The organism is Kribbella sp. NPDC055110 (assembly GCF_053607525.1).
On sequence record NZ_JBSGTS010000003.1, the window covers coordinates 130514 to 150360 of the forward strand.

The following is a 19847-nucleotide window of genomic DNA, read 5'->3' on the forward strand; positions in this document are numbered from 1 at the left end:
AAGATAGTGCTGTCGATACATAGCGGATATCAGGCAGGTGGCGAGGAGTGGGTCCGGTGGGCGTTGCGATCACCCAGGCGGTCGTCATCTCGGCGGAGCAGGTTGCGGCTCGGCTGCGGGACGGCTCGGAGACCGTCGTGCTCGAGGTCGGTCGTGACTCCGAAGCCGCGTACCTGACAGGTCATGTGCCGGGGGCTCGTTCGGTGGTGCTGGATCGGGACCTTGCCGGGCGTCGGACCGCGACCTCCGGTCATGCTCCGCTGCCGGAAGCCGGCGACTTGCAGACCCGGCTTCGGTCGTGGGGTGTGGACGGCGACAGCACCGTCGTCGTGTACTCCCGGGACAATCCGGCATTGGCTACGCGGGCATGGTGGACGCTGCGCTGGGCCGGCCTGGTGAGCGTGCACGTTCTCGACGGCGGGCTGCAGGCCTGGGAACAGGTCGGCGGCGCGCTGGACACCGAGATTCCCAAGGCCACCGAAGGTTCGGTGGTCGTCCGTCCTGGCTCGATGCCTACCCTTTCCGCCGCCGACACCGCCCGGATCGCCGCGAGCGGACACCTGCTCGATGCACGAGGTACGGCGGCGTATCTCGGCGACCCGCAACTGCCGGGGGTCGGCCACGTCCCCGGTGCACACAGCATCCCCGGCTCGGCCAACTTCATCGATGGCGACCTGCTCGACACGGAGTCGATCGAGCAGTTGTACGCCGCGTACCTGGACGGCCGTGAGATCGGTGCGTACTGCGGGAGCGGCGTCTCGGCGACCACGACGGTGCTTGCCCTGGCACGGATCGGGATCGAGGTGGCGCTCTACCCGGGGTCGTGGTCGCAGTGGATCACCGACCCGGCGCGCCCCTCCAGCACCGGCGACCAGCCGGGTGTCTTTCCGTCGTGAGGTGCAGCTAGCCCCGGTCGACCACGCCGGGGCCACCGGACAGGTCGCCGGAAAACAGGTCTCGTAGCTCGGCTTCCTCGTCGAACGTAGGAACCCAGTTCGTCGCGAGGACGTTCTCGTCCAGCTGTTCGGGGACAGTGATGCCCGCGATGACGCTGGTGACGGTCGGCTGGGCCAGCAGCCAGCCGAGGGCGGCCGTGCTCGGTGTGATGTCCCGGTCGCGGGCGAACTGCTCGAACTTGGCCAGCGCCTCCCACGGCGCCGACCGCAGCAGGTAGCGCTTGAGGTTGGTGATCTTGGCTTCGGCGGGTGCGTGCTCGGCGGAGTACTTGCCGGTCAGCAAGCCGTTCTGCAGCGGGAAGTACGGGATGAAGCCCAGCCCGTAGTGTTGCAGTGCCGGGACGAGTTCCTCCTCCGGCTTGCGCCACAACAGGTTGTACTCGTCGGTCGTCGACACGAACCGGGACAGACCGTTGTCACGGGCAACATGATCCGCGTCGGCCAGCTGCCAGGCCTTGAAGTTGGACGCGCCGACGTACCGGACCTTCCCGGTCCGGACGAGGGTGTCGAGCGCCGACAGCGTCTCCTCGATCGGGGTCAGCGGATCCGGGAAGTGGATCTGGTACAGGTCGATGTAGTCCGTGCGCAGTCGCCGCAGCGACTCCTCCACCGCGGCGATGATGTACTTCCGAGCGCCGGGCCGCGAGTACGCCGGACCGTGTTGCACCGCGAGGTTCCGCCCGAACTTGGTGCCGATGACAACCTTCTCGCGATGCTGGCCGATCGCCTCCGCGAACAGCTCCTCGCTCTGCCCCGGGTGATCGCCGTACCCCTCGGCCAGATCGAAGTACGTGACGCCGAGGTCGATCGCCCGGTCGACGATCGCGGTGACGGTTTCCTGGCCGGTCGCCCGCATCCCCGACCGGCCGAACGTACTCGCGCCGACCCCGATCTCGGACAGCACCAGTCCCGACGTACCCAACTGTCGATGACTCACGGTTCTCCTCAGTAGTCGTCGGTGTCGAGCAGGCCCTGGAACGTGGACGCCTCGTACTCGGTCCGGAAGATCCCGCGCCGCTGCAGCTCCGGCACCACGAGGTCCACGAACAGGTCGGCCGGCCCGCGGTGGTACGGCGGGAACAGCTGCACCCCGTCGAGCACGTTCTCCTCGAGGTTCTCCTCCAGCCAGTCCGCGATCTTCGCCGCATCGCCGACGACCGCCGGCTGCTGCTCGTGCCGCGACCGCTGCACGTACTGGTACAGGTCCCGCAGGGTCGCGTCCTCACCGATCTGCGTGATCAGGATCAGCCGCAGCAGCTCTCGGTCGTTCTTCACGTCCCGCGCGCGGTCGCTGATGAACGGCTTCAGGGCACCGTCGCCGATCGACTCCACGTCCACGACGTCGAGCACCCGCTCGGTGTCCCGAACGCGCGACAGGTCGACGCCGAGCGCCTCCGAGAAGGCGGCCGGGATCTCCTCGGTCAGCTGCAGCGCGTTGATCTCGTTGAACTTGGCAACCGCCTCGCGCGTCGTGCCGGCGAGGTAGAACGTAATGCCCGGGATGATCTTGAACTTCTCCGGGTCCCGCCCGTTCGCCGCCACCCGCTCCTTGAGCTTGCGGTACTCCTCCTTGCCGCGGCTGATCCCGAAGTACGGCGAGAACCGCACCTGCGCGAAGTCCGCGCCGAACCGCAGCGACTCCTCCGACAGCCCGACCTGCACGACCGGGATATGCGACTGCACCGGCGGCGGCACGTTCAGTGGACCGCGTACGTCGAAATGCTCGCCGTGGTGATCGATCTGGTGCCAGGACCCGGGCTGGAGCAGCGTGCCGCCCGTCTTGTCGTCGAGCAGCAGGTCGTCGTCCCAGCTCTCGTACAGCAGCCGGTTCACGACCGCGGTGAACTCGCGGGCCCGGTCGTACTTCGTCGCCTCGGTCGGCACCGGGTTCTTGCCGTAGTTGCCGATCGGATCGCCGTCGCGGTCGATGCCGAAGACGACGTTCAGCGCGGTCCGGCCGCCGTTGAAGTTGTCAAGCGTCGCGAGCTGCCGGGCGATCGCGTACGGGTGCTCGAAGGACGAGTTCACCGACATCAGGAAGCCCAGGTTCTTCGTGATCGCGGCGGCGTACCCGGCGTACACGAAGTTGTCCCAGCGGTAGACCCGGTTCAGCCGGTCGGGTTCGCTGCCGAGCGCGCTGCCCGCGAAGACGTAGTCCAGCTTGCCGCGCTCGGCGGTCCGGGCGATGTCCAGGATCACGCTCGGGTCGCGCAGACCGGTGTTGGTTGCTTCCGGCAACCTCCAGGCGTCCAGGTCCCAGCCGGTGCCGTACGCCGCCAGGCCGAGGCGCAGCTTCCGTCGATTCGACATGTCACTCCTGTCCGGATGCAAAGGTGTTGGGCGGGACCTCCAGGCCGAAGTGCCCGCGGAAGGTGTCGGTGGTGTACTCGGTGCGGAACACGCCGCGCTCCTGCAGGATCGGCACGACCTCGCCGGTGAACCGTTCGAGCTGGTTCCACAGGTACGGCGAGTTCACGTTGAAGCCCTCCGCGGCGCCCCGGTCGAACCAGTCGATCAGCGTGTCCGCGACGTGTTCCGCCGTACCGATGACCAGCGGGAACCCGTCCGCGACGGCCGCATGCAACAGGTCGAGAACCCGCACTCCGCCGCTGTCGACGGTCCGGTCCGTCCGATCGGCCAGCGCGCGCAACAAGCCGGCGCCGTACTCGTTGAATCGATCGGCGATGTCCGGCTTGATCACGCCGTCCAGACCCAGCGGCCGCAGATCGGCTCCGATCCGCTCGGACAATGAGCGGACACTCCGGATCCCCTTCGGCAGCGGGAACCGCGATGACGCGATCCGCTCCCAGTCGGGGCTCGACCAGAACGATTCGTCCTGGTCGCCCTCGATGAGGTCGTCGTCGAACGGCAGGAGCGTGTTCAGCTCCTCGTACAGCTCGATCGCGTCGGCGCGGGTGTCGCCGATCAGCGGGGCGATTCCGGGCAGGAAGAAGATCGGGTCCTCCCGCCCACGCAGGCGTACGGCGCGTTGCCGGACGTCGGCGTTGAACGCGATCGACTCCTCGGGCGTCGCGGGACCGGTGAAGTTCACGTCGGCCCACTTCGCGGTCAGCTCGCGGGACAGCTCCGACGCACCGGCGTACAGCAACGGGATGTGGCCTTGCGGCGGACGTTCCACCGGCAGCGTGCCGGCGACCTGGAAGTGCTTGCCCTGCCAGTTCAGGCGATGGATCTTGCTCTCGTCGACGTACCGGCCGGTGGTCTTGTCCTGCAGGTACGCCCCCTGTTCGATGCTGTCCCACAGCCGCTGGATGACCGCGATGAACTCGTCCGCCCGCTCGTACCGGTCGGCTCCCCCGAGGTCCGGCAGGCTGAAGTTCTGCGCGGCGAGGTCGTTCGCGCCGAGGACGACGTTCCAGGCCAGGCGGCCGCCGCTGAGGTGATCGAGCGACGCGGTCAGCCGGGCCAGGATGTACGGCTCGTAGAACGTCGGGTGGGCCGTGACGACGAGGCCGATCCTCGACGACTGCAGAGCGAGCTGCGACGCGAGGGTGAAGGGTTCGAGCCGGCCGGTGTTGTGGGTGGTGATCCACTGCTCGCGGACGATGTCGCCGGGCAGCGTGTCGCCGAGGAAGAAGAAGTCGAACTTCGCGTCCTCGACGATCTTCAGTGCCTTGGTCGCGTACTCGAGCTCGAACGCGTGCGCGGTCGGCGCGTCCGGATGCCGCCAGCCGCCCCAATGGGTGCCGTTCAGCCAGTACATGTAGCCCAGGTGGAGCTGGCGCATGGATCTCCTCATGAGGAAAGAGCCGACGATGGTTCGGCGGCGCCCGGGATCGACGCCAGCAGCTGCTTCACGTAGTCCGTCCGCGGCTGGGTGAGGATGCCGAGTGCGGCGCCGTGCTCCACGATCCGGCCGTGCTGGAGTACGACGATCTCGTCGGACACCTCGGCGATCACCCCGAGGTCGTGCGAGATGAACAGGTAGGTCAACGCGAACTCGCGTTGCAGCGAGCCGAGCAGATCGAGGATCTGCCGCTGCACGGTGACATCGAGGGCGGACACCGGCTCGTCGAGGATCACTACTTCCGGGCGCGGCGCGAGGGCGCGGGCGATCGCGACCCGCTGCCGCTGGCCGCCGGAGAGTTCGGCGGTGTACCGGTCGGCGACGGACGACGGCAGGCCGGTCACGTCCAGCAGCTCCGCGATCCGGTCTGCTCGCTGACTCCGATCTGCTCGCTGACGCGAGCGGGCCCGCGCGCTCGAGCGTTCGGCCGTGGTGCCGATCTTGTGCCCCTTGAGCGGTTCTTCGAGGATCGCGCGGACGGTGGCGCGCGGGTTCAGCGACGCGAACGGGTCCTGGTAGACCAGCTGCACCTTGCGGTACAGCTCGGCGAGACCGGCGCCGCGCCGGTGGTGGACGACGGGCGCGGCATCGATCTCGACGGTGCCGGCGTCGGCCGGGGTCAGGCCGGCCAGGATCCGTACGAGCGTGGTCTTGCCGGATCCCGATTCGCCGACGATGCCGAGCGTCGTACCCTTGCGCACCTGGAAGCTCGCGTCTGCGACCGCGGTGACGTCGCGGAAGGTCTTCGTGATGCCCTTCGCCTCGACGACGACAGGCGAGTCCGCCGGTACGGTCCGCGAGTACTCCAGCCGCTGGTTCGCCGCCCGTACGCCGGAGAAGCCGAGCGACGACGCGCGCAGCAGCCGCGCGGTGTACTCGTCGCCTGGGTCGGCGATGACCTCGTCGGTGCGGCCGCCGCGGACCAGCCGACCGTCCTTCAGCACGGCGATCTCGTCCGCGCGCTCGCCGGCGACGCCGAGGTCGTGCGTCACCAGCAGGATCGCGAGGTCCTCGGTCTCCACGAGGCTGGACAACAGATCGAGGATCGTCTTCTGCACGGTCACGTCGAGCGCGGTCGTCGGCTCGTCGGCGATCAGCAGGCGCGGCTGCGTGCTCATCGCCGCCGCGATCAGCACGCGCTGGCACATGCCTCCGGACAGCTCGTGTGGGTAGCGCGAGTACAACTGCTCCGGGTTCCGCAGACCGACTTTCGCGAACAAGTCGATGACGCGCTCGCGACGCTCCGCCTTCGAGGCCAGACTATGTGCGCGCAACGGCTCACCCGCCTGGACACCGACCGGCACGAGCGGGTTCAGGCCGAGCAGCGCGTCCTGCGGGATGTAGCCGATCTCCTTGCCGCGGATGCCCCGGTACTGCCGCTCGGACAGCCCCGTCAGGGTGCGGCCGCCGAGTACGACCTGCCCGTCGGTGATGCGGCCGTTCTCCGCCAGCGTGCCGGTGACGACACGGCCGAGGGTGGACTTCCCCGACCCGGACTCGCCCACGACAGCGACCACGGAACCGGCGGCGACGCTCAGACTCACTGCGTCCAGCACCCGCGCCGCCGGCCGGCCCGGCAGGCTGAACTCGACGCCGATGTCGTCCAGGCTGAGCAACGGTTCAGGTTCAGGCGATGACACTGGTCCTCCCGCGGTTGAACGACCGGCCGATCCGGTAGACGGCGAGCACCGTCAGGACGATGACGAGCCCGGGCAGCAGGCTCAGCCACCACTGCACGCCGATGAAGGTGCGGCCCGCGGCGACCAGCAGCCCCCACTCCGGGGTGGGCGGCGGCGCGCCGAGGCCGAGGAAGCTCAGCGCGGCGACGGTGAGAATCGCCGTACCGATGTCCATCGTCGCGGCGGCCAGGACCGAGCGAGACGCGTTCGGTACGACGTGCCGGAACAACCGGTACACGTATCCGTGGCCCGCGAACACCGACGCCTCGACGTACTTGGCGTTGCTGACCTTCAGCACCTCCGCACGCATCAGCCGCGCGAACCCCGCCGTACTGTTGATGCCGATGGCAACGGCGATGTTCAGCGTGCCGCGGCCGAGCGCGGAGATGATCGCGAGCGACACGATCAGGCTCGGCACCGCCAGCATGATGTCGACAACCCGCATCAGAACGCTGTCGAGCTTGCCGCGCAACGCACCGGCGACCAGGCCGAGCAGCGATCCGCTGACCAGCCCGATCAGGACCGCGACCACCGCCGCCTGCAGCGACAGCCGCGTGCCGTAAACAGTCCGGGTGAACTGGTCGCGGCCGAAGTCGTCCGTGCCGAACAAGTGGTGGGCGCTCGGCGGCAGCAGCATCTGCGACGCGTCCTGCTGCAGCGGGTCGCCGGACACGAACAGGCCCGGGTGGATGGCGGCGATCAGGATCACCAGGACCCACAGGTACGACGCGAGCAGGCCGGGCGACCGCAGTACGGCGGCCAGCCGACTGGGGATCGTCGACGCGTTGAGCTCGAGGGTTGCCATCTCAGGCGTCCAATCGGATGCGCTTGTCGATCAAGGGGTAGACCGCGTCGACGACGAGGTTCACGACCACGAAGATCACCGCGCTGATCGTCACCGCGACCAGGACGAGCGGCATGTCCCGGCCGTTCACGGCGTCGACGACCAGCCGCCCGACGCCGAGCCGGGAGAACACCGTCTCGGTGAGCACGGTCCCGCCGACCATCACGCCGACTGTGGTTCCGAGCGACGTGATCACCGGGAGCGCGGCGTTCCGCAGCGCATGCCGTACGACGATGTCGAAGCGGCTCAGTCCCCAGTTGCGCGCGGTCTCGACGTACGGCGACGTCAACGCACCCCGCAGGTTCGCGGTCAGCAGCTGCGAGATGCTGCCACCGCCCGCGACAGCCAGCGCGATCGACGCGACCAGCAGTCCGCCGAACCCCTTGTCGCCAACGGCTTTGATGAGGTGCAGCTGAAACGCGAAGATCTGGAGCAGTACGAGGCCGACGAGGAACGGCGGCAGCGAGACCGCGACCGGCGGCAAGGAGATCAGCAGCTCCCGGGCCCACCGCCAGTTCGTCAGCTCGATCACGACCGACAGCGTCACGCCGAGAACGACCGCCAGGAGCAGTCCCAGGAACGCGAGCTTCAGCGTCTCGGGAAACGACTCGAAGTACACCTGCACGGCCGGCCGCCGCTGATAGACGCTCTGCCCGAAGTCACCGGTCAACGCTCCCGTCAACGCGTCCCAGTACTGCACCAGGACTGGCCGGTTGAGGCCGAGCAACTCGCGCTGCTCGGCCAGCAACTGCTTCACGTCCGCCCCGTCGGCTCCCGCGGTGAGACCGCCGGCCGCGTCACCGGAGACGATGTAGAGCAGGAAGAACGCCCCGGTGAACGCGCCCCAGATCACGATCACGCCGTACAGCAGCCGACGTACGCCGTACCTCAGCATCTGGCTACTTCTTCTCGAGCCAGGCGTTGATCAGGTACTGGTCGAGACCCACCGGCTTGATGTCGTGCAACCGCGGCGAGTACGCCCACACGTCGACGTCGTTGGACACCGGGATGTCGTAGGCCTGCTCGACCAGGATCCGCGACGCCTGATCGACCAACTGCTGGCGCTTGGCCTTGTCGATCGTCTGGTTCTGCTCCTGCAGCAGCCGGTCCAGCTCCTGACCCTTCGCGTCGTCCTTGGCGATGAAGCTCCGGTTCGAGCCGGTCGTGGTGCCGTAGTTGGCCCGCAGTACGTCGGGCTCCGGCGAGGACGCGTACCAGTACGCGACGTCGTACGTGCCGCTCAGCAGCTTCTCGTTCGCCTCCGCCGCGAGCGGCGGGTCGAGCACCAGCTCGATGCCGAGCTTCCTCCACTGGTCCTGCAGCACCTGGAACGCAGCGTCGTCGCGAGGCGCCCGCAGCGACAGCCGCTGACCGGCAGCGTTCAACCGGATGCCGTCGGAACCGATCTTGCTCCAGCCGGCCTCATCCAGCAGCGACTTCGCCTTCTCCGGGTCGTACTTCAGCAGCGCACTCTGGTCGGAGTAGAACGGATTGTCCTTGCTCAACGGGCCAGTGGCGGGCTGATCGATACCGCCCGAGGCGATCTTCACGAGCTCGTCCCGGTTCACGCCGACCTGCAGCGCCTGCCGGACCCGGACATCCTTCAGGAACTTCGACGACGAGTTGATCGGAAGCTCCAGACCGGTCGCCGGGTTCAGCGTCTTCGAGATGGTCAGACCAGCACCCTGCAACTGCGGGACGTACTTCGCGTTCACCCAGTAGATGAACTGCAGCTCGTCGTCACCGATCACAGCGCCGTTGCGGACCGAGTCCTCCGGGATGATCTTGTAGACGACCTCGTCCAGGTACGCCGGGCCGTCGTGCTTGAAGTACTTCGGCGCCCAGTGGTAGTCGGCCCGCTTCTTCAGCACGATCCGCTGGTTCGGAACATACTCCTGCAGATAGAACGGGCCGGATCCGTCGATCGACTTCTGCCGCTCCTCGACCGGGAGTTTCGCGGTCTTCTCCGAGACGATGCCGACGTACGCGCGCGACAGCGAGACCAGGAACGCCGCGTTCGGCTTCGCGAACTGGACGGTGATGTCGTGCTCGGTCGGCGTGGTGATCTTGCTGATGCCCTGGACGATGGTCTTCGCGCTGGAGTGGATCCCGGGACGGTTGAGGCTCTCCAGGTTCGCCTTGACCACCGCGGAGGTGAGCTTCGTGCCGTCGTGGAACGTGACGTCGTCGCGCAGCTTGAACGAGTAAGTCTTCGCGTCGGGGCTCTCGGTCCAGCTGGTCGCCAGCCACGGCTCGAGCTTCTTGGTGTCCGGGTTGTAGAACACCAGCGAGTCGGACAGCGCGCGGGCGACGGTCCGCCACACCTGGTTCACCACGGCCGCGTCGATACCGTTGGGCTCCGCGCTCAGCCCGATATTGAGCGTGCCGCCGTTGCGATCCGCCCCGGCCACCTGGGCACCGGCGGAGGTCTCGCCGCCGTTCCCGGAGCAGGCCGCGGTGGCGAGCAGGGCGAACGTGGCGACCACTCCGGCAAGCCGGCGGAAACTGGACACGGCGGGATTCCTCTCGTAAAAGATCGCCGCGCGCTATATAGCGGAACATCTGCGCGGCGTGACTTCGCTATCGTGACACGCGGTCGACGACCCACTTCACATGTCTCATATGTCGAGCAACTTAGTCGACTTTGAGACGCTGGATCTCCGCTGTCACGCGGAATCTGCTGGGCCTGGTCGGCAGATCTAGCTGTGATAGCGGATACCATAACGACTGGTACTCGCGTAGTATCACGCTGTGGTGTTCGACAAGAAGTACAGCGACGAGGTCCGCGAACGCGCCGTCGAGCGGGTCCTGCAGCGCCGCCGCGACGAGCCCGACAACCGCTCCATCGTCCGCGAGGTCTCCGAGGAGTTCGAGGTGGGCCCGCAGTCGCTGCGCAAGTGGGTCGCGCGCTACGACGACGGCAGCTACGACTACGACTCCGACGGGTGGGACGCGTCCCCCACGTCGGCGCCCAAGCAGCGCAAGGGCGGCCGACGAGAGCTCGAGGCGAGGATCGCGGAGCTCGAGCAGCAGATCGCCGTACTGCAGGAGGACAACCGATCCCTGACCAGGGTGGTTGCGCTGCTCGCCGACGAGCTGCGCACCACGACCACCCGCACCGTCCAGCATCCGGAAGCGCTGACCCTCGAAGCCACCCGTTCATAGACTCGACGGATGACCGAGCGCATCACCGTCGTCAGCAATCTGCACGGGCAGACCACCGACGTTCGCGGGCGCTACACGATCGGCGGCCCGGGCTTCGAGATCGTCTCCGACGGATCCGTCCGCAGCGGCGGTCCGGGTGAAGAGGCCAGTTCACTCGACCTCCTCGTCGCGTCGCTGGTGTCGTGTGCTCTGAACGCCTTCCGGTACGACTTCGTCGAGCGCGGTCAGCCCGAACGGCAAGTCGAGATCTTCGCCCGGATCGAACGCAAACTCGAGGGCGACTACCTCGGCACGCTGATCATGGAGTGCTTCATCGACGGCGTCGACGACCTCACCGCCGACCAGCTCGTCGCCGAGTACAAGAAGCGCTGCCGGATCTACAACGCCTTGAAGGACAGCCTGCCGGTCGTCTTCGTCCCGCACACGCCCGAAGTGCGCCCATGACGTCGTACCTCGTCGACGCCGCCACCGCGCGCCGTGACGCCGGGCACCTCGTCTTCCTCGAAGTCGCTCCGTGGCGGGTGATGGCCGACGGACCGGACCCCGTCGACGGCAGCATCCCCGCCGCTGTCGTCACGTCGATCAAGGCCGATTTCGCCGGTACGCCGACCACGACCAGCGGTCACCTGCCGCTCCCCTCCCCCTCGAACCTGCACGCCGCGCTCGGATCGCGCGGGGTCCGTCCGAGCGACGAACTCGTCGTCTACACCCGGCGCATCGAGGAACTGTCATCGGCCACTCGTGCCTGGTTCACCCTCACCTGGGCCGGCTTCCGATCCGTCCGTGTCCTCGACGGCGGTCTCCCCGCGTGGGTCCACGCCGGCGGGCAGACACAACCGCCGGCCGGCCCACCTGACGATCCGCGGGGCCACTCGGTGGATGCCCAAGAACCGCCGACCGCGGCCGAGGTCCGCGGCGCCGGAGAGCCGCGGGTCCTCGACGCCGCACAGGTGCTCGACATCTCGGCGTACGGCACCTTGCTGGACGGCCGCCCCGCCTCCGCGTACAACGGCTTCGCCGACGACCCACGCAGCGGGCACGTACCGCACGCCGTTCACGCACCATCGAACGAACTCATGGCACCGGACGGCCGGTTGCGCTCGGCAACAGAACTCCGTAAGTGGTTCCTCCAGCGACGGGCCATCGGCAGCCACGAAGTCGGCGCCTACTGCGGCGGCGGAGTCTCCAGCTCACTCCTCGTCTTCGCCGCAGCCCTCATCGGTCAACCGATCGGCCTGTACGTCGACTCCTGGTCAGCCTGGTCCGCCGACACCGCACGCCCCGTCGAACAAGGAGCGACCCTCAGCCACTCCCCTCTCGTCGACACCGACTGCACCTGACCCGCAACCGCGAACCCCCTTTACCCCCGCCCGTTGTCCGGCTGAGGTTTGAAGTGGGAACGGCGAGCTGGCGTCGTGCGCCGCAAGTTCGTGCCACAAGTTCTGCCGGGGTCGACGCACGCCCAGGATTCCCGGCGCCCAGGCCTCCCCAAACCGGTTCGGGGAGCCGTTCCCACCCGAATCAGCCGGTAACCCTCCCCAAACAACCGGGATCGGCCGCAAGGCGCCATCTTTGAGAAGCCACCAACCATTCTCGCGGCCCGATCATGGTCGCTAGGCTCCCAAAGATGCAATCCGCGGGTCGATTCGCTCCGATTGGGGAGTGTTACAGGCCGATTCGGGTGAGTTTTGCTCCCCAGACCCGATGGCGGGGCCTTGGCTGCGCCGATCACTAGCGAGTGAGGCGGAGGTCCAGGGCCTGGACCTCGTTGTCGGTGCTTTGGTAGGAGACGAGGAGTCGGCCGTCCTGGAGCAGTTTCGTGCGTTGGGACGGGGTGATCGGGATGGACAGGTGACTGCTCGTCCGGGTGATCGACGACGTCGAGTGCTTGACGACGTGGCCGCTCATGTCGGGTGACCAGGGCGGGGTGCCGCCGTCGGTGATCGCGCACGGGGTGAGGCCGTAGTCGGGTGCGGGGTCGGCCGCCGGCGAGCAGCTTGAACGTGTTCGCCGTGTCCATCAGGTCCTGGGACGCGGTGCCGCGCGGGTCGAGCAGGATCTCGACCGAGTCGGCCTGCCAGTGACCGACGCATTCCTCGGGCGTCACGGCGTACGACTGGTAGTCGTCGCGGACGTGGATGAAGAAGTACAGCGCGTCGTCGGACCAGCTGACCTTCGCCGTGCTGCCTTCTCCTGTTGACGAAACGCCGCAGTCGTCGACGCCGGTGCAAGTGCTCGCGCCCTGCCAGATCCGGCCGGGGCGCTGTACGTCGTGGTGACCGGGATCGACACGTTCTGCACGGCGGGCAGCGCGGTGTCGGTGTTCGTGACCTGGAAGGTCGCGGTCGTCTCGGCGCCTGGTGCGAGGTCGCCGTACGGCGCTGAGACCTTGTCGGCGGTGAAGTCCGTTGGCTCAAGACGAAGAGCTCGCACATCAACTGTGGAACGTCAGCGCCAAGCTGGTGAGCTAGGGCCTTGGGTGGCTCGGTGCTGAGCCGCCCAAGGCCTCTGGTCAGGCGCTGATCTTGAACTTTGGTGAGGTCACCAGTTCGGCCAGTTGGCTGGGGGTGAAGACCGGTTGCTTCAGCGGCGATCGGCCGTCGCTGTCGCTCTTCTTGGCCTGGGCGAAGTACACGACGGTGCCGTCGTCGTACCGGTAGGCGGCCCACTGGTCGTAGCTGCCGCGACCGTTGGTGGTCAGTACGCCGACCTTCTTGCCGCCGACGTCCACGACGGTGCAGGTCCCGGTCCCGCCCCAGAACTTCTGCGCCAGCTTGCACGGGTCCGTCGCCGGTTTCCCGTCGGGCGTGGTCGACTGCACCAGCAACTTCCCGACCTGGTTGTCCTTCTGCACCGGGATGGAGGCCTTGTACTCCCAGTAGTCACGCTCCCCGTCGCTGGACGCGTACTGGCTCTGCGGCCACCTCATCGGGCTTCCGTCCGGGTACTTCAGGTCCGGCGAGCTGAATCCAGCCGGCACCACCGAGCTCAGGTCGTTCATCAGCGTCACGGCCCGAGCGGCGCGGGGACCCGCGCTCGCCGTACGGTCGACCTGGCCCTCCGGCCACGGGTCACCGGACTTCCGCGTCGTCGGCGCCACGGTGGAGACCGGTGGCCGCGTAGATGTTGCCCGCGAAGTTGCCGGCGGCGGAGTAGCGAACGGCTGCGTCGTGCCGGTGCCGCCCGCCACCATCTGGCCTGCCGACCGGTTGCCGGCGAGGTTCGCGACCAGTGCGGGACCGGCCGTGACGCCAACCACCAGCGGTACGACGGCGACCCCGGCCCACACCGCCGTACGCCGCTTGCGCACCCGGCGGGCCTGCTCGAGAGCGCGCGCGGGATCCATCGACGGCGGCGGGCTGCTGCGCACGATCACGTCATGCAATGCCTCGTTGAGATCCTCTTCGTTCATCGAACCTTCTCCTCTTCAAGCAGACCGCGCAGCGTCGCCAACCCGCGCGAGGCCTGGCTCTTGACATTTCCGGTCGAGCAGTCGAGCAGCGCGGCCGTCTGTTCGACGGACTGGTCCTCCCAGTACCGCAGGACCAGTACGGCGCGTTGCCGCGGCGGCACCTTCACGAGTGCGTCCAGCAACAGGAGCCGCTCGTCGGCACGGTCGGCCGACGGGGCTGCCCGATCGGTCGCCTCGGACTCGACCGACTCGTGCCGGAACCACCCCCGGCGCCGCTCGGACAGGAACGTCCGGACGAGTGTCTGCCTGGTGTAGTTGTCCATCGCCTCGTGCCGCTGGATCCGGCGCCACGCCAGGTAGATCTTCGTGAAGGTCTGCTGCACCAGGTCTTCCGCGCGATGCCAGTCGCCACACAGCAGGTACGCCGTGCCACGCATGGCGTCGGAACGTGCCGCGAAGTACGCCTCGAACGCCGCGTCCCGATCACTCATCTGATCTCCCATCCTTGATACCGGGTTAGACACGCCTACGAGGCCGAAGTTGGTTGCATCCGTCATAACGGCGGTATCAACCGAGCTGACGGCTCGGTCAGAGAAGTGTGACCAGCCATCAGACCAAGTACCTGATCGCCGCGGCAGCTCTCTCGATCGCGACGCTGCTGCCGGCCGGAACGACCGCCGCAGCCGTTTCACAAGAGACCTGCGCCGGCCACTGGGCCCTCACGCCGTCGAGCCCTCCTCCCGGCGTCCTTGGCCAATCGGTCGAAAGTGCAGCGGCGAGTCTCCGAGCCGACGGCTACGACTGCAAGGTGGTGAACGACAAGCCCACCACGGTCGACGAGGGGGTCGTCGTCGTTGCCGCGCAGAACACACGCACCGAGAACGACCCCGACGGGAGCATTTCGCTCGTTCACCTCTCGCTCGGCGTGGTGATGCCCGACCTCGCGGGGAAGACCCTGCGCGTCGCCAGAGAGACCGTGACGCAACTCGGCCTCGCCGTACGAACGTCACCGTCCGACGGAACTGCCGGCTGGACAGTCCGCCTGCAGCGACCCGGTGCAGGCGACTACGTGGCGTTCGGGCGAGCCGTCACGTTGATCCTCGAGAAGTCCGCCCAGCCGGCGCTTGTGCCGGTGCCAGACCTCATCGATCGCACCGAGGACGAGGCCGCGGCCCTGGTCAAAGATGCCGGCTTCAACTACAAGCCCCGGATCCTCAAGGACGGCAAACGTCCCGGGCGGGTGGTCAGCCAGCAACCGCAACCAGGCGACCTGGTCGAACCCACCGCCACCGTGACAGCCGACATCCGCCGGGTGCCCACGCCACCACCGACACCACCACCAACCACCGTCGTCCCGACGACTCCGCCTGCCGTGGTCCGCACAGTTGTGCCAGAGTTCGCCGCCGATGAGTCGGGCTGGCCGTCGTGGCTGGTGCCGCTGCTGCTCGTCACGGCCGTCGTGGCAGCCGGGACCGTCAGCCGGATCAGGCACCGACCGCGTACGCACCCGAAACCAGTGCCTCAGATCCGCGTCACTGCTCGCCTTGGCCAAGGGCGCCTGTACCTGCAGGAGAAGATCGATGAACACCAATAGCAGCCACCAGATCACCATCGCCTCGCACTTCGGCCGGACCACCCCGGACGCTTCCGCCGAGCTGAAGGACCTGATCACCAGGAGCAAGGTGCTCGAACTGGCGCCTCACCTCGGTCCGGTCGCCTGGCTGGCGACGGCTCCGGTGACCCGCGCGCTCGCCGAGACCTTCGATCGCGATCTGGGTGAGCCGATCCTGTGGGCCTGGCAGACGCATCGGGAGCTCCAGGAGGCGGCGCGCGCGACGCTCGCGGGCACCGGGTCGCCCGAGTACGTCACGCTGGCCAGGCACGAGATCTCGTCGATCTATCACCCAGAGGTGGACGTGACCGTCGACCGGCAGGCTCCGGTCACGATCACCTTCGATCTCACGTTGCTCTTCAGGCTGGAGGCTGTCCGGCTGACCGTCCAGGGCGGCCGGATCATCGGGCTCAGTCCAGGCGCTTGCACGGTCGAGGTGACCCTCGGTGCGCACGGCTTCGATCTCAAGCGCTCAGCGACGTACGCGCTCGAAGAATTGGTGACTCTGCACAGTGGCCTGCGGCTCCTGCCGGCCTCGGCCTACGCAGTGCAACCGGTCTGAAGCTGGATTGGCATGTATCTGCGGGGCCTCCCGCGTGGTCCGTTCAGTAGGACACGCAGCAAGGGGGCGCCGGAATGGAAGACGAAGTCTCGCCGGTCACCGCTCTGGTGGCCGCCGCTGCCGACGGCGATCAGCAGGCATGGAGTGAGCTCGTGAGCAGGTACGCGCCGCTGCTCGTGTCCGTCATCCGGCGGTTCCGGCTGACGCCGAGCGAGACCGAGGACGTCGCGCAAACCGTGTGGCTGCGGCTCGTCGGGCACCTGGACCACTTGCAGGAGCCGCGAGCGATGCCGGGGTGGATCATCACGACCGCCCGCCGCGAGGCGCTCCGGTACCTGTCGTCCGGGCGCCGCCTGCAGCCCAGCGACCCGTTGGATCCCGAGTTCCAGGCGATCGCGGCGGACCTCGACGAACCCGAAGAAGATCTGTTCCGGGCCGAGCGGCACGAGGTGCTGCTGGCCGGGCTGGCCGAGCTGCCAGGCCGGCAGCGCGATCTGCTGTTGCTGCTGCTGGAGGATCCGCGACCGTCGTACGGCGAGATCACCGAGCGCACCGGGATACCGGCGGGCAGCATCGGCCCCACCCGCTCACGCGCGCTCGAACGGCTTCGCAGATCTCCGCGGATCCGGGCGTACGTCGAATCCACCGAGCGATCGGAGCGATCCGGGCCGTCCGGAGGTGATCGGCATGACGCGGCCACCCTGGGATGACGATGACCGCCTCCTCGAGGATCTCGCCGAGGCGGTCCGCGGTACGCAACCACTGGCCGACATGATCGCCGCGCGGGCCGAGGGCGTGCTGTCCTGGCGGACGATCGACGAGGACCTCCTGCAGGCGAGCCTGACGTTCGACTCGTCACTCGAGGCGGTGACCGGGACCCGGGCCGAACCGGGACAGACCCGGCTGCTGGTGTTCAGCTCCACCCCGCTGTCGGTGGAGCTGGAGGTGACTCAGGACGAGGTGGTCGGCCAGATCCTGCCGCCCGGCCCAGGCGAGATCCACGTCGAGACCCAGGACGGCATCGAGTACTCCGTCAGCGCCAACGAGTCCGGCTTCTTCGAACTGCCGTCGTTGCCCACCGACGCGGTCCGGTTGCGCTGCGATACGCCGACCGGTCGAGTGGTCACCGACTGGGTCCGGCTATGACTCAAGCCCCCAGTGCGATGAAGGACTGCCCAGCCGTGCGTGCCGACCGGTCGTCGCCGGCCGACACCCGTGCCTGGGCAAGCGCTTCGGCAAGATCGTCTCCGGCCCGCAGCCTGTCGTGCAGGCCGAGCATCAGCGGCACCGTCGCCGGGTCGTTCACCGGTACGACGCTCGCCACCACGCCGGATGACCCGAGGGCCACCAGCGCACTGACCAGACCGAGCAGCTCGTCTGCACCACTGGGTCCGCCCAGCGCGGAGCTGCAGCTCGACAGCACTACTCGGTACGGCGCACGGTCCAGCCGTTCGAGGTCGTACACGGTGAGCGGCCCGTCATCTAGTTGGAGCGCCGAGAACAGCGGACTGTCCGCGCGGAAAGTGCCGTGCGCGGCGACATGCACCAACGACGCCCCGTCCATCGCTTGCAGGACTGCCTCTGCCGTCGCATCGCCTTCGGTGAGTACCACCGCATCCGGATATACCTCGGACAGTCGTCGTACCTCCTCCGGTCCGGTCGACAGCTTCGGACCACCGATCAGCACCACCCGCTCGGTCGCGGGCGGTACGGCGCTCTGTGCGCGCAACCACGCGGCCGCCGAAGGGGCCACCGAGGTCGGCCGATGCCGCAACGACGGCAGCAGACTCCACGGAACGGCGTGCAGCCGGCCAGTCGGTACGACGACCACCGGGCCGTCGGCCAGGTGGTTGGCCACGTCGCCCAGGAGTGCCGTCTCCAGGCGGGCTCCGATGGCGTCCAGGTCGAGCCGGTCCTCGCCGCGTCCGGTCGCCTCACGTCGCAGCGCGAACAATGCGTGGGACAGCCGACGCGTCGCCTCTTGCGTGGGACCGATCAGCTCGAGGTGGACCCGACCGCGCGCCGCCGTCATCGCGTACAGCTGGTCGTCGACGTCGGTGAGCTCGACCAGACTGCGGTCTCCGAGATGAGTGAGCAGGTCGGTACTGCGGAACTGGTCGGGCCGGTCGCCCGTGGTGCCAGGCGTCACCAGAACTCTGCGTCGTACGGCGGCTTCGAGGCGCCGGCGTTCGCGGTGCAGCGGGGCGGGTCCGACTCGCCGGTCGTAGCTGGTTTCCAGCCGGATCGTCAGGCTGCGCAGCGCCGCGAGGTCGGCGACCAGGCCGTCGTCCTCCTGCGGCCGGACCGGCGGGATGGCGAGCACGGTGGCGCGCCAGCGTTCGCTCCACTCGAGGACTTGGCGGGCGTTGCCGCGCTGGACGGCGTACCGGAGCGCGATCGCGGCGAGCTCGGCTCCCTGAGCAGTGGCCAGGACGCGAAGTTCGGTGGCGCCGAGGGTGTGCACGTAGACCTCGATCAGGCTCAGGCCCTGCCGGCAGGCGGCCAGCATCGCGCGCGCCCGGCCGTCGCCTTGATGCAGCGTGGCCTGAGCGAGCCAGCCGGCGCCGCGCGCTCGCAGGCCGCGGTTCCGGGCACCTGCCGCGATGCTCAGGTGGTGTCTGGCCTCGGCCGGCTCGGAACGGGCGAGCGCGAGCCTGCCCGTCAGCAGATGCGCTTCGACCGCGAGGTCCGCGTCGAGCCCGTCGAGTTCGGCGCTGAGGCGTTGGCCGGTGTGCAGCAACCGCGCCGTACGATCACCACCCGCGTAACGGGACTGAAGCAACGCAAGCTCAGCACGCGCCGCCCACCACGGTCGCTGCTGGCGGCGGAGCAGCTTCATCGCGGCGCGGCTGCGGCTCTCGGCCAGCTCCAAAGCACCGGCGGCATGCGCTGCCAGTCCGGCGCAGTACAACAACTCCGCGCGTCGAGCCGTGGAGCCGCGCTGGTGCTCGAACCGCTCCAGCGCACTGTTGATCTCGGTGAGTGCGTCACGCGTCAGACCGGCTGCAAGCAGTACCACGCACTTGTTGACGAGCAGATCCGGCTCGAAGACCCCGAGCTCGTCGACCACCCGTTCTGCGTCGTCGAGGTACAGCAGAGCCGTCGGCAGGTCGCCGCGGGCGAAGGCCGCGGCACCACGCGCCTGCCGGGTATCGGCGTACTCGACCTGTTGACCGCACTTCGCGAACAGCTCCTCACTGCGGGCGTAGTCCACGTCGGCGCGCTCGATCGCGCCCATGGCGAGCAGCACCATCGCCCGGTGGGTCAGCGCCCGCGCCTCCCACATCAGGTCACCGGTGCCACTCAGCAGTTCGACGGCCTGTTCGGCGTCCGCCAGCGCTTCGGCGTACCGGCCGAGCAGCGCCCCGCGCACCCAGACCCGGCGGATCAGGATCCGGCCGGCGAGCACACCGGTCCGGCCGGGGACGATCGAGTCGAGAACGGCCAGCCCACGTCCGGTCTGCCCGGCCATGACCAGAGCCACGCCGAGGCTCGCCAAGATGTCCGCCTCGCTGTCGGGATCCGCTGCCTTGCGAGCGTGCCGGTACGCCGCCGTGAGCTCGGTCACCGCCTCGTCGATGTCACCGAAGTCGCGATGGACGACACCCGCCGCTTTGTGTGCTGCCGCGGCGTCAGCGTCGGACGGGGAGTTCGCGAGAACTTGACGGGCGATCTTGAGGGCGTCAGCAGGCCGCGACAGTGCGAGCGCATGCAGCGCGTCGGCGTCCACAGCCCACCCCCTCACCCGGCCCGTGTTCCGATCGTAGTACGCCGTACCACCTTGTTTTTGGAAGGTTTCTGACCAACTA

General features: G+C 68.2%; 20 protein-coding genes and 1 pseudogene. 9 read left to right on the forward strand and 12 right to left on the reverse strand.

The window, feature by feature from the left end:
* Positions 1–56: 56 nt before the first annotated feature.
* Positions 57–896: a sulfurtransferase gene (locus ACWF0M_RS06620; RefSeq protein WP_452234614.1), complete on the forward strand. Its 840-nt coding sequence runs from the start codon at positions 57–59 to the stop codon at positions 894–896.
* A gap of 7 nt (positions 897–903) precedes the next feature.
* Here ACWF0M_RS06620 and ACWF0M_RS06625 read toward each other — a convergent pair whose 3' ends face one another.
* The 7 genes from ACWF0M_RS06625 to ACWF0M_RS06655 are packed head-to-tail and all read right to left on the reverse strand — an operon-like array spanning position 904 to position 9800.
* Complete coding sequence (locus tag ACWF0M_RS06625) at positions 904–1893, reverse strand: aldo/keto reductase (RefSeq protein ID WP_452234615.1); 990 nt, start codon at positions 1891–1893, stop codon at positions 904–906.
* A gap of 8 nt (positions 1894–1901) precedes the next feature.
* Positions 1902–3266 carry an NtaA/DmoA family FMN-dependent monooxygenase gene (locus tag ACWF0M_RS06630; protein WP_452234616.1) on the reverse strand — a complete coding sequence of 455 codons (1365 nt, stop codon included), beginning with the start codon at positions 3264–3266 and terminating at the stop codon, positions 1902–1904.
* A 1-nt stretch (position 3267) separates the two neighbouring features.
* Positions 3268–4704 carry an NtaA/DmoA family FMN-dependent monooxygenase gene (locus tag ACWF0M_RS06635; RefSeq protein ID WP_452234617.1) on the reverse strand — a complete coding sequence of 479 codons (1437 nt, stop codon included), beginning with the start codon at positions 4702–4704 and terminating at the stop codon, positions 3268–3270.
* A gap of 8 nt (positions 4705–4712) precedes the next feature.
* Complete coding sequence (locus ACWF0M_RS06640; protein ID WP_452234618.1) at positions 4713–6404, reverse strand: dipeptide ABC transporter ATP-binding protein; 1692 nt, start codon at positions 6402–6404, stop codon at positions 4713–4715.
* Positions 6391–7248 (reverse strand): ABC transporter permease, encoded by an 858-nt coding sequence (locus ACWF0M_RS06645; RefSeq protein ID WP_452234619.1) that lies wholly within the window; start codon positions 7246–7248, stop codon positions 6391–6393. The genes ACWF0M_RS06640 and ACWF0M_RS06645 overlap by 14 nt, the downstream gene beginning before the upstream one ends.
* Before the next feature lies 1 nt (position 7249).
* Positions 7250–8182: an ABC transporter permease gene (locus tag ACWF0M_RS06650; protein ID WP_452234620.1), complete on the reverse strand. Its 933-nt coding sequence runs from the start codon at positions 8180–8182 to the stop codon at positions 7250–7252.
* Positions 8183–8186: 4 nt separating this feature from the next.
* Positions 8187–9800 (reverse strand): ABC transporter substrate-binding protein, encoded by a 1614-nt coding sequence (locus ACWF0M_RS06655; RefSeq protein ID WP_452234621.1) that lies wholly within the window; start codon positions 9798–9800, stop codon positions 8187–8189.
* A 238-nt stretch (positions 9801–10038) separates the two neighbouring features.
* Between ACWF0M_RS06655 and ACWF0M_RS06660 the strand changes: the two genes are divergently transcribed.
* The 3 genes from ACWF0M_RS06660 to ACWF0M_RS06670 are packed head-to-tail and all read left to right on the forward strand — an operon-like array spanning position 10039 to position 11792.
* Positions 10039–10452 (forward strand): transposase, encoded by a 414-nt coding sequence (locus ACWF0M_RS06660; RefSeq protein WP_452234622.1) that lies wholly within the window; start codon positions 10039–10041, stop codon positions 10450–10452.
* A 9-nt stretch (positions 10453–10461) separates the two neighbouring features.
* The gene (locus ACWF0M_RS06665; RefSeq protein WP_452234623.1) at positions 10462–10896 is read left to right on the forward strand and encodes an OsmC family protein; all 435 of its coding nucleotides are present in this window, start codon (positions 10462–10464) and stop codon (positions 10894–10896) included.
* Positions 10893–11792, forward strand: a complete 900-nt coding sequence (locus tag ACWF0M_RS06670; RefSeq protein ID WP_452234624.1) for a sulfurtransferase — start codon at positions 10893–10895, stop codon at positions 11790–11792. The genes ACWF0M_RS06665 and ACWF0M_RS06670 overlap by 4 nt, the downstream gene beginning before the upstream one ends.
* A gap of 391 nt (positions 11793–12183) precedes the next feature.
* Here the strand turns inward: ACWF0M_RS06670 and ACWF0M_RS06675 are convergent, their stop codons facing one another.
* A complete protein-coding gene (locus tag ACWF0M_RS06675; RefSeq protein WP_452234625.1) occupies positions 12184–12360 on the reverse strand; it encodes a hypothetical protein in 177 nt (58 codons plus the stop codon).
* Between the two features lie 178 nt (positions 12361–12538).
* Positions 12539–12604: pseudogene (locus ACWF0M_RS06680) on the reverse strand (hypothetical protein); the annotation flags it as partial.
* Here ACWF0M_RS06680 and ACWF0M_RS06685 point away from each other — a divergent pair.
* Complete coding sequence (locus ACWF0M_RS06685; RefSeq protein WP_452234626.1) at positions 12591–12731, forward strand: hypothetical protein; 141 nt, start codon at positions 12591–12593, stop codon at positions 12729–12731. The pseudogene ACWF0M_RS06680 and the gene ACWF0M_RS06685 sit on opposite strands and share 14 nt — an antisense overlap.
* Positions 12732–12964: 233 nt before the next feature.
* On the opposite strand, the gene ACWF0M_RS06690 is transcribed toward ACWF0M_RS06685, so the two are convergent.
* Together ACWF0M_RS06690 and ACWF0M_RS06695 are read right to left on the reverse strand one after the other, a co-directional pair.
* Positions 12965–13864 (reverse strand): hypothetical protein, encoded by a 900-nt coding sequence (locus ACWF0M_RS06690; protein ID WP_452234627.1) that lies wholly within the window; start codon positions 13862–13864, stop codon positions 12965–12967.
* Entirely contained in the window at positions 13861–14355 is a 495-nt protein-coding gene (locus ACWF0M_RS06695; RefSeq protein ID WP_452234628.1) for a SigE family RNA polymerase sigma factor, read from the reverse strand. The genes ACWF0M_RS06690 and ACWF0M_RS06695 overlap by 4 nt, the downstream gene beginning before the upstream one ends.
* A gap of 107 nt (positions 14356–14462) precedes the next feature.
* Between ACWF0M_RS06695 and ACWF0M_RS06700 the strand changes: the two genes are divergently transcribed.
* The 4 genes from ACWF0M_RS06700 to ACWF0M_RS06715 all read left to right on the forward strand — a co-directional run bounded on the left by ACWF0M_RS06700 (position 14463) and on the right by ACWF0M_RS06715 (position 17184).
* Positions 14463–15458, forward strand: coding sequence for a PASTA domain-containing protein (locus tag ACWF0M_RS06700; RefSeq protein ID WP_452234629.1), 996 nt, complete (start codon positions 14463–14465; stop codon positions 15456–15458).
* Positions 15445–16038, forward strand: coding sequence for a hypothetical protein (locus ACWF0M_RS06705; RefSeq protein ID WP_452234630.1), 594 nt, complete (start codon positions 15445–15447; stop codon positions 16036–16038). The genes ACWF0M_RS06700 and ACWF0M_RS06705 overlap by 14 nt, the downstream gene beginning before the upstream one ends.
* Positions 16039–16112: 74 nt before the next feature.
* Positions 16113–16748, forward strand: coding sequence for an RNA polymerase sigma factor (locus ACWF0M_RS06710; RefSeq protein WP_452234631.1), 636 nt, complete (start codon positions 16113–16115; stop codon positions 16746–16748).
* Positions 16726–17184, forward strand: coding sequence for a hypothetical protein (locus ACWF0M_RS06715; RefSeq protein WP_452234632.1), 459 nt, complete (start codon positions 16726–16728; stop codon positions 17182–17184). Before ACWF0M_RS06710 ends, ACWF0M_RS06715 begins: the two co-directional genes overlap by 23 nt.
* A 1-nt stretch (position 17185) precedes the next feature.
* Here ACWF0M_RS06715 and ACWF0M_RS06720 read toward each other — a convergent pair whose 3' ends face one another.
* Positions 17186–19768, reverse strand: coding sequence for a CHAT domain-containing protein (locus ACWF0M_RS06720; protein ID WP_452234633.1), 2583 nt, complete (start codon positions 19766–19768; stop codon positions 17186–17188).
* Positions 19769–19847: the final 79 nt, after the last annotated feature.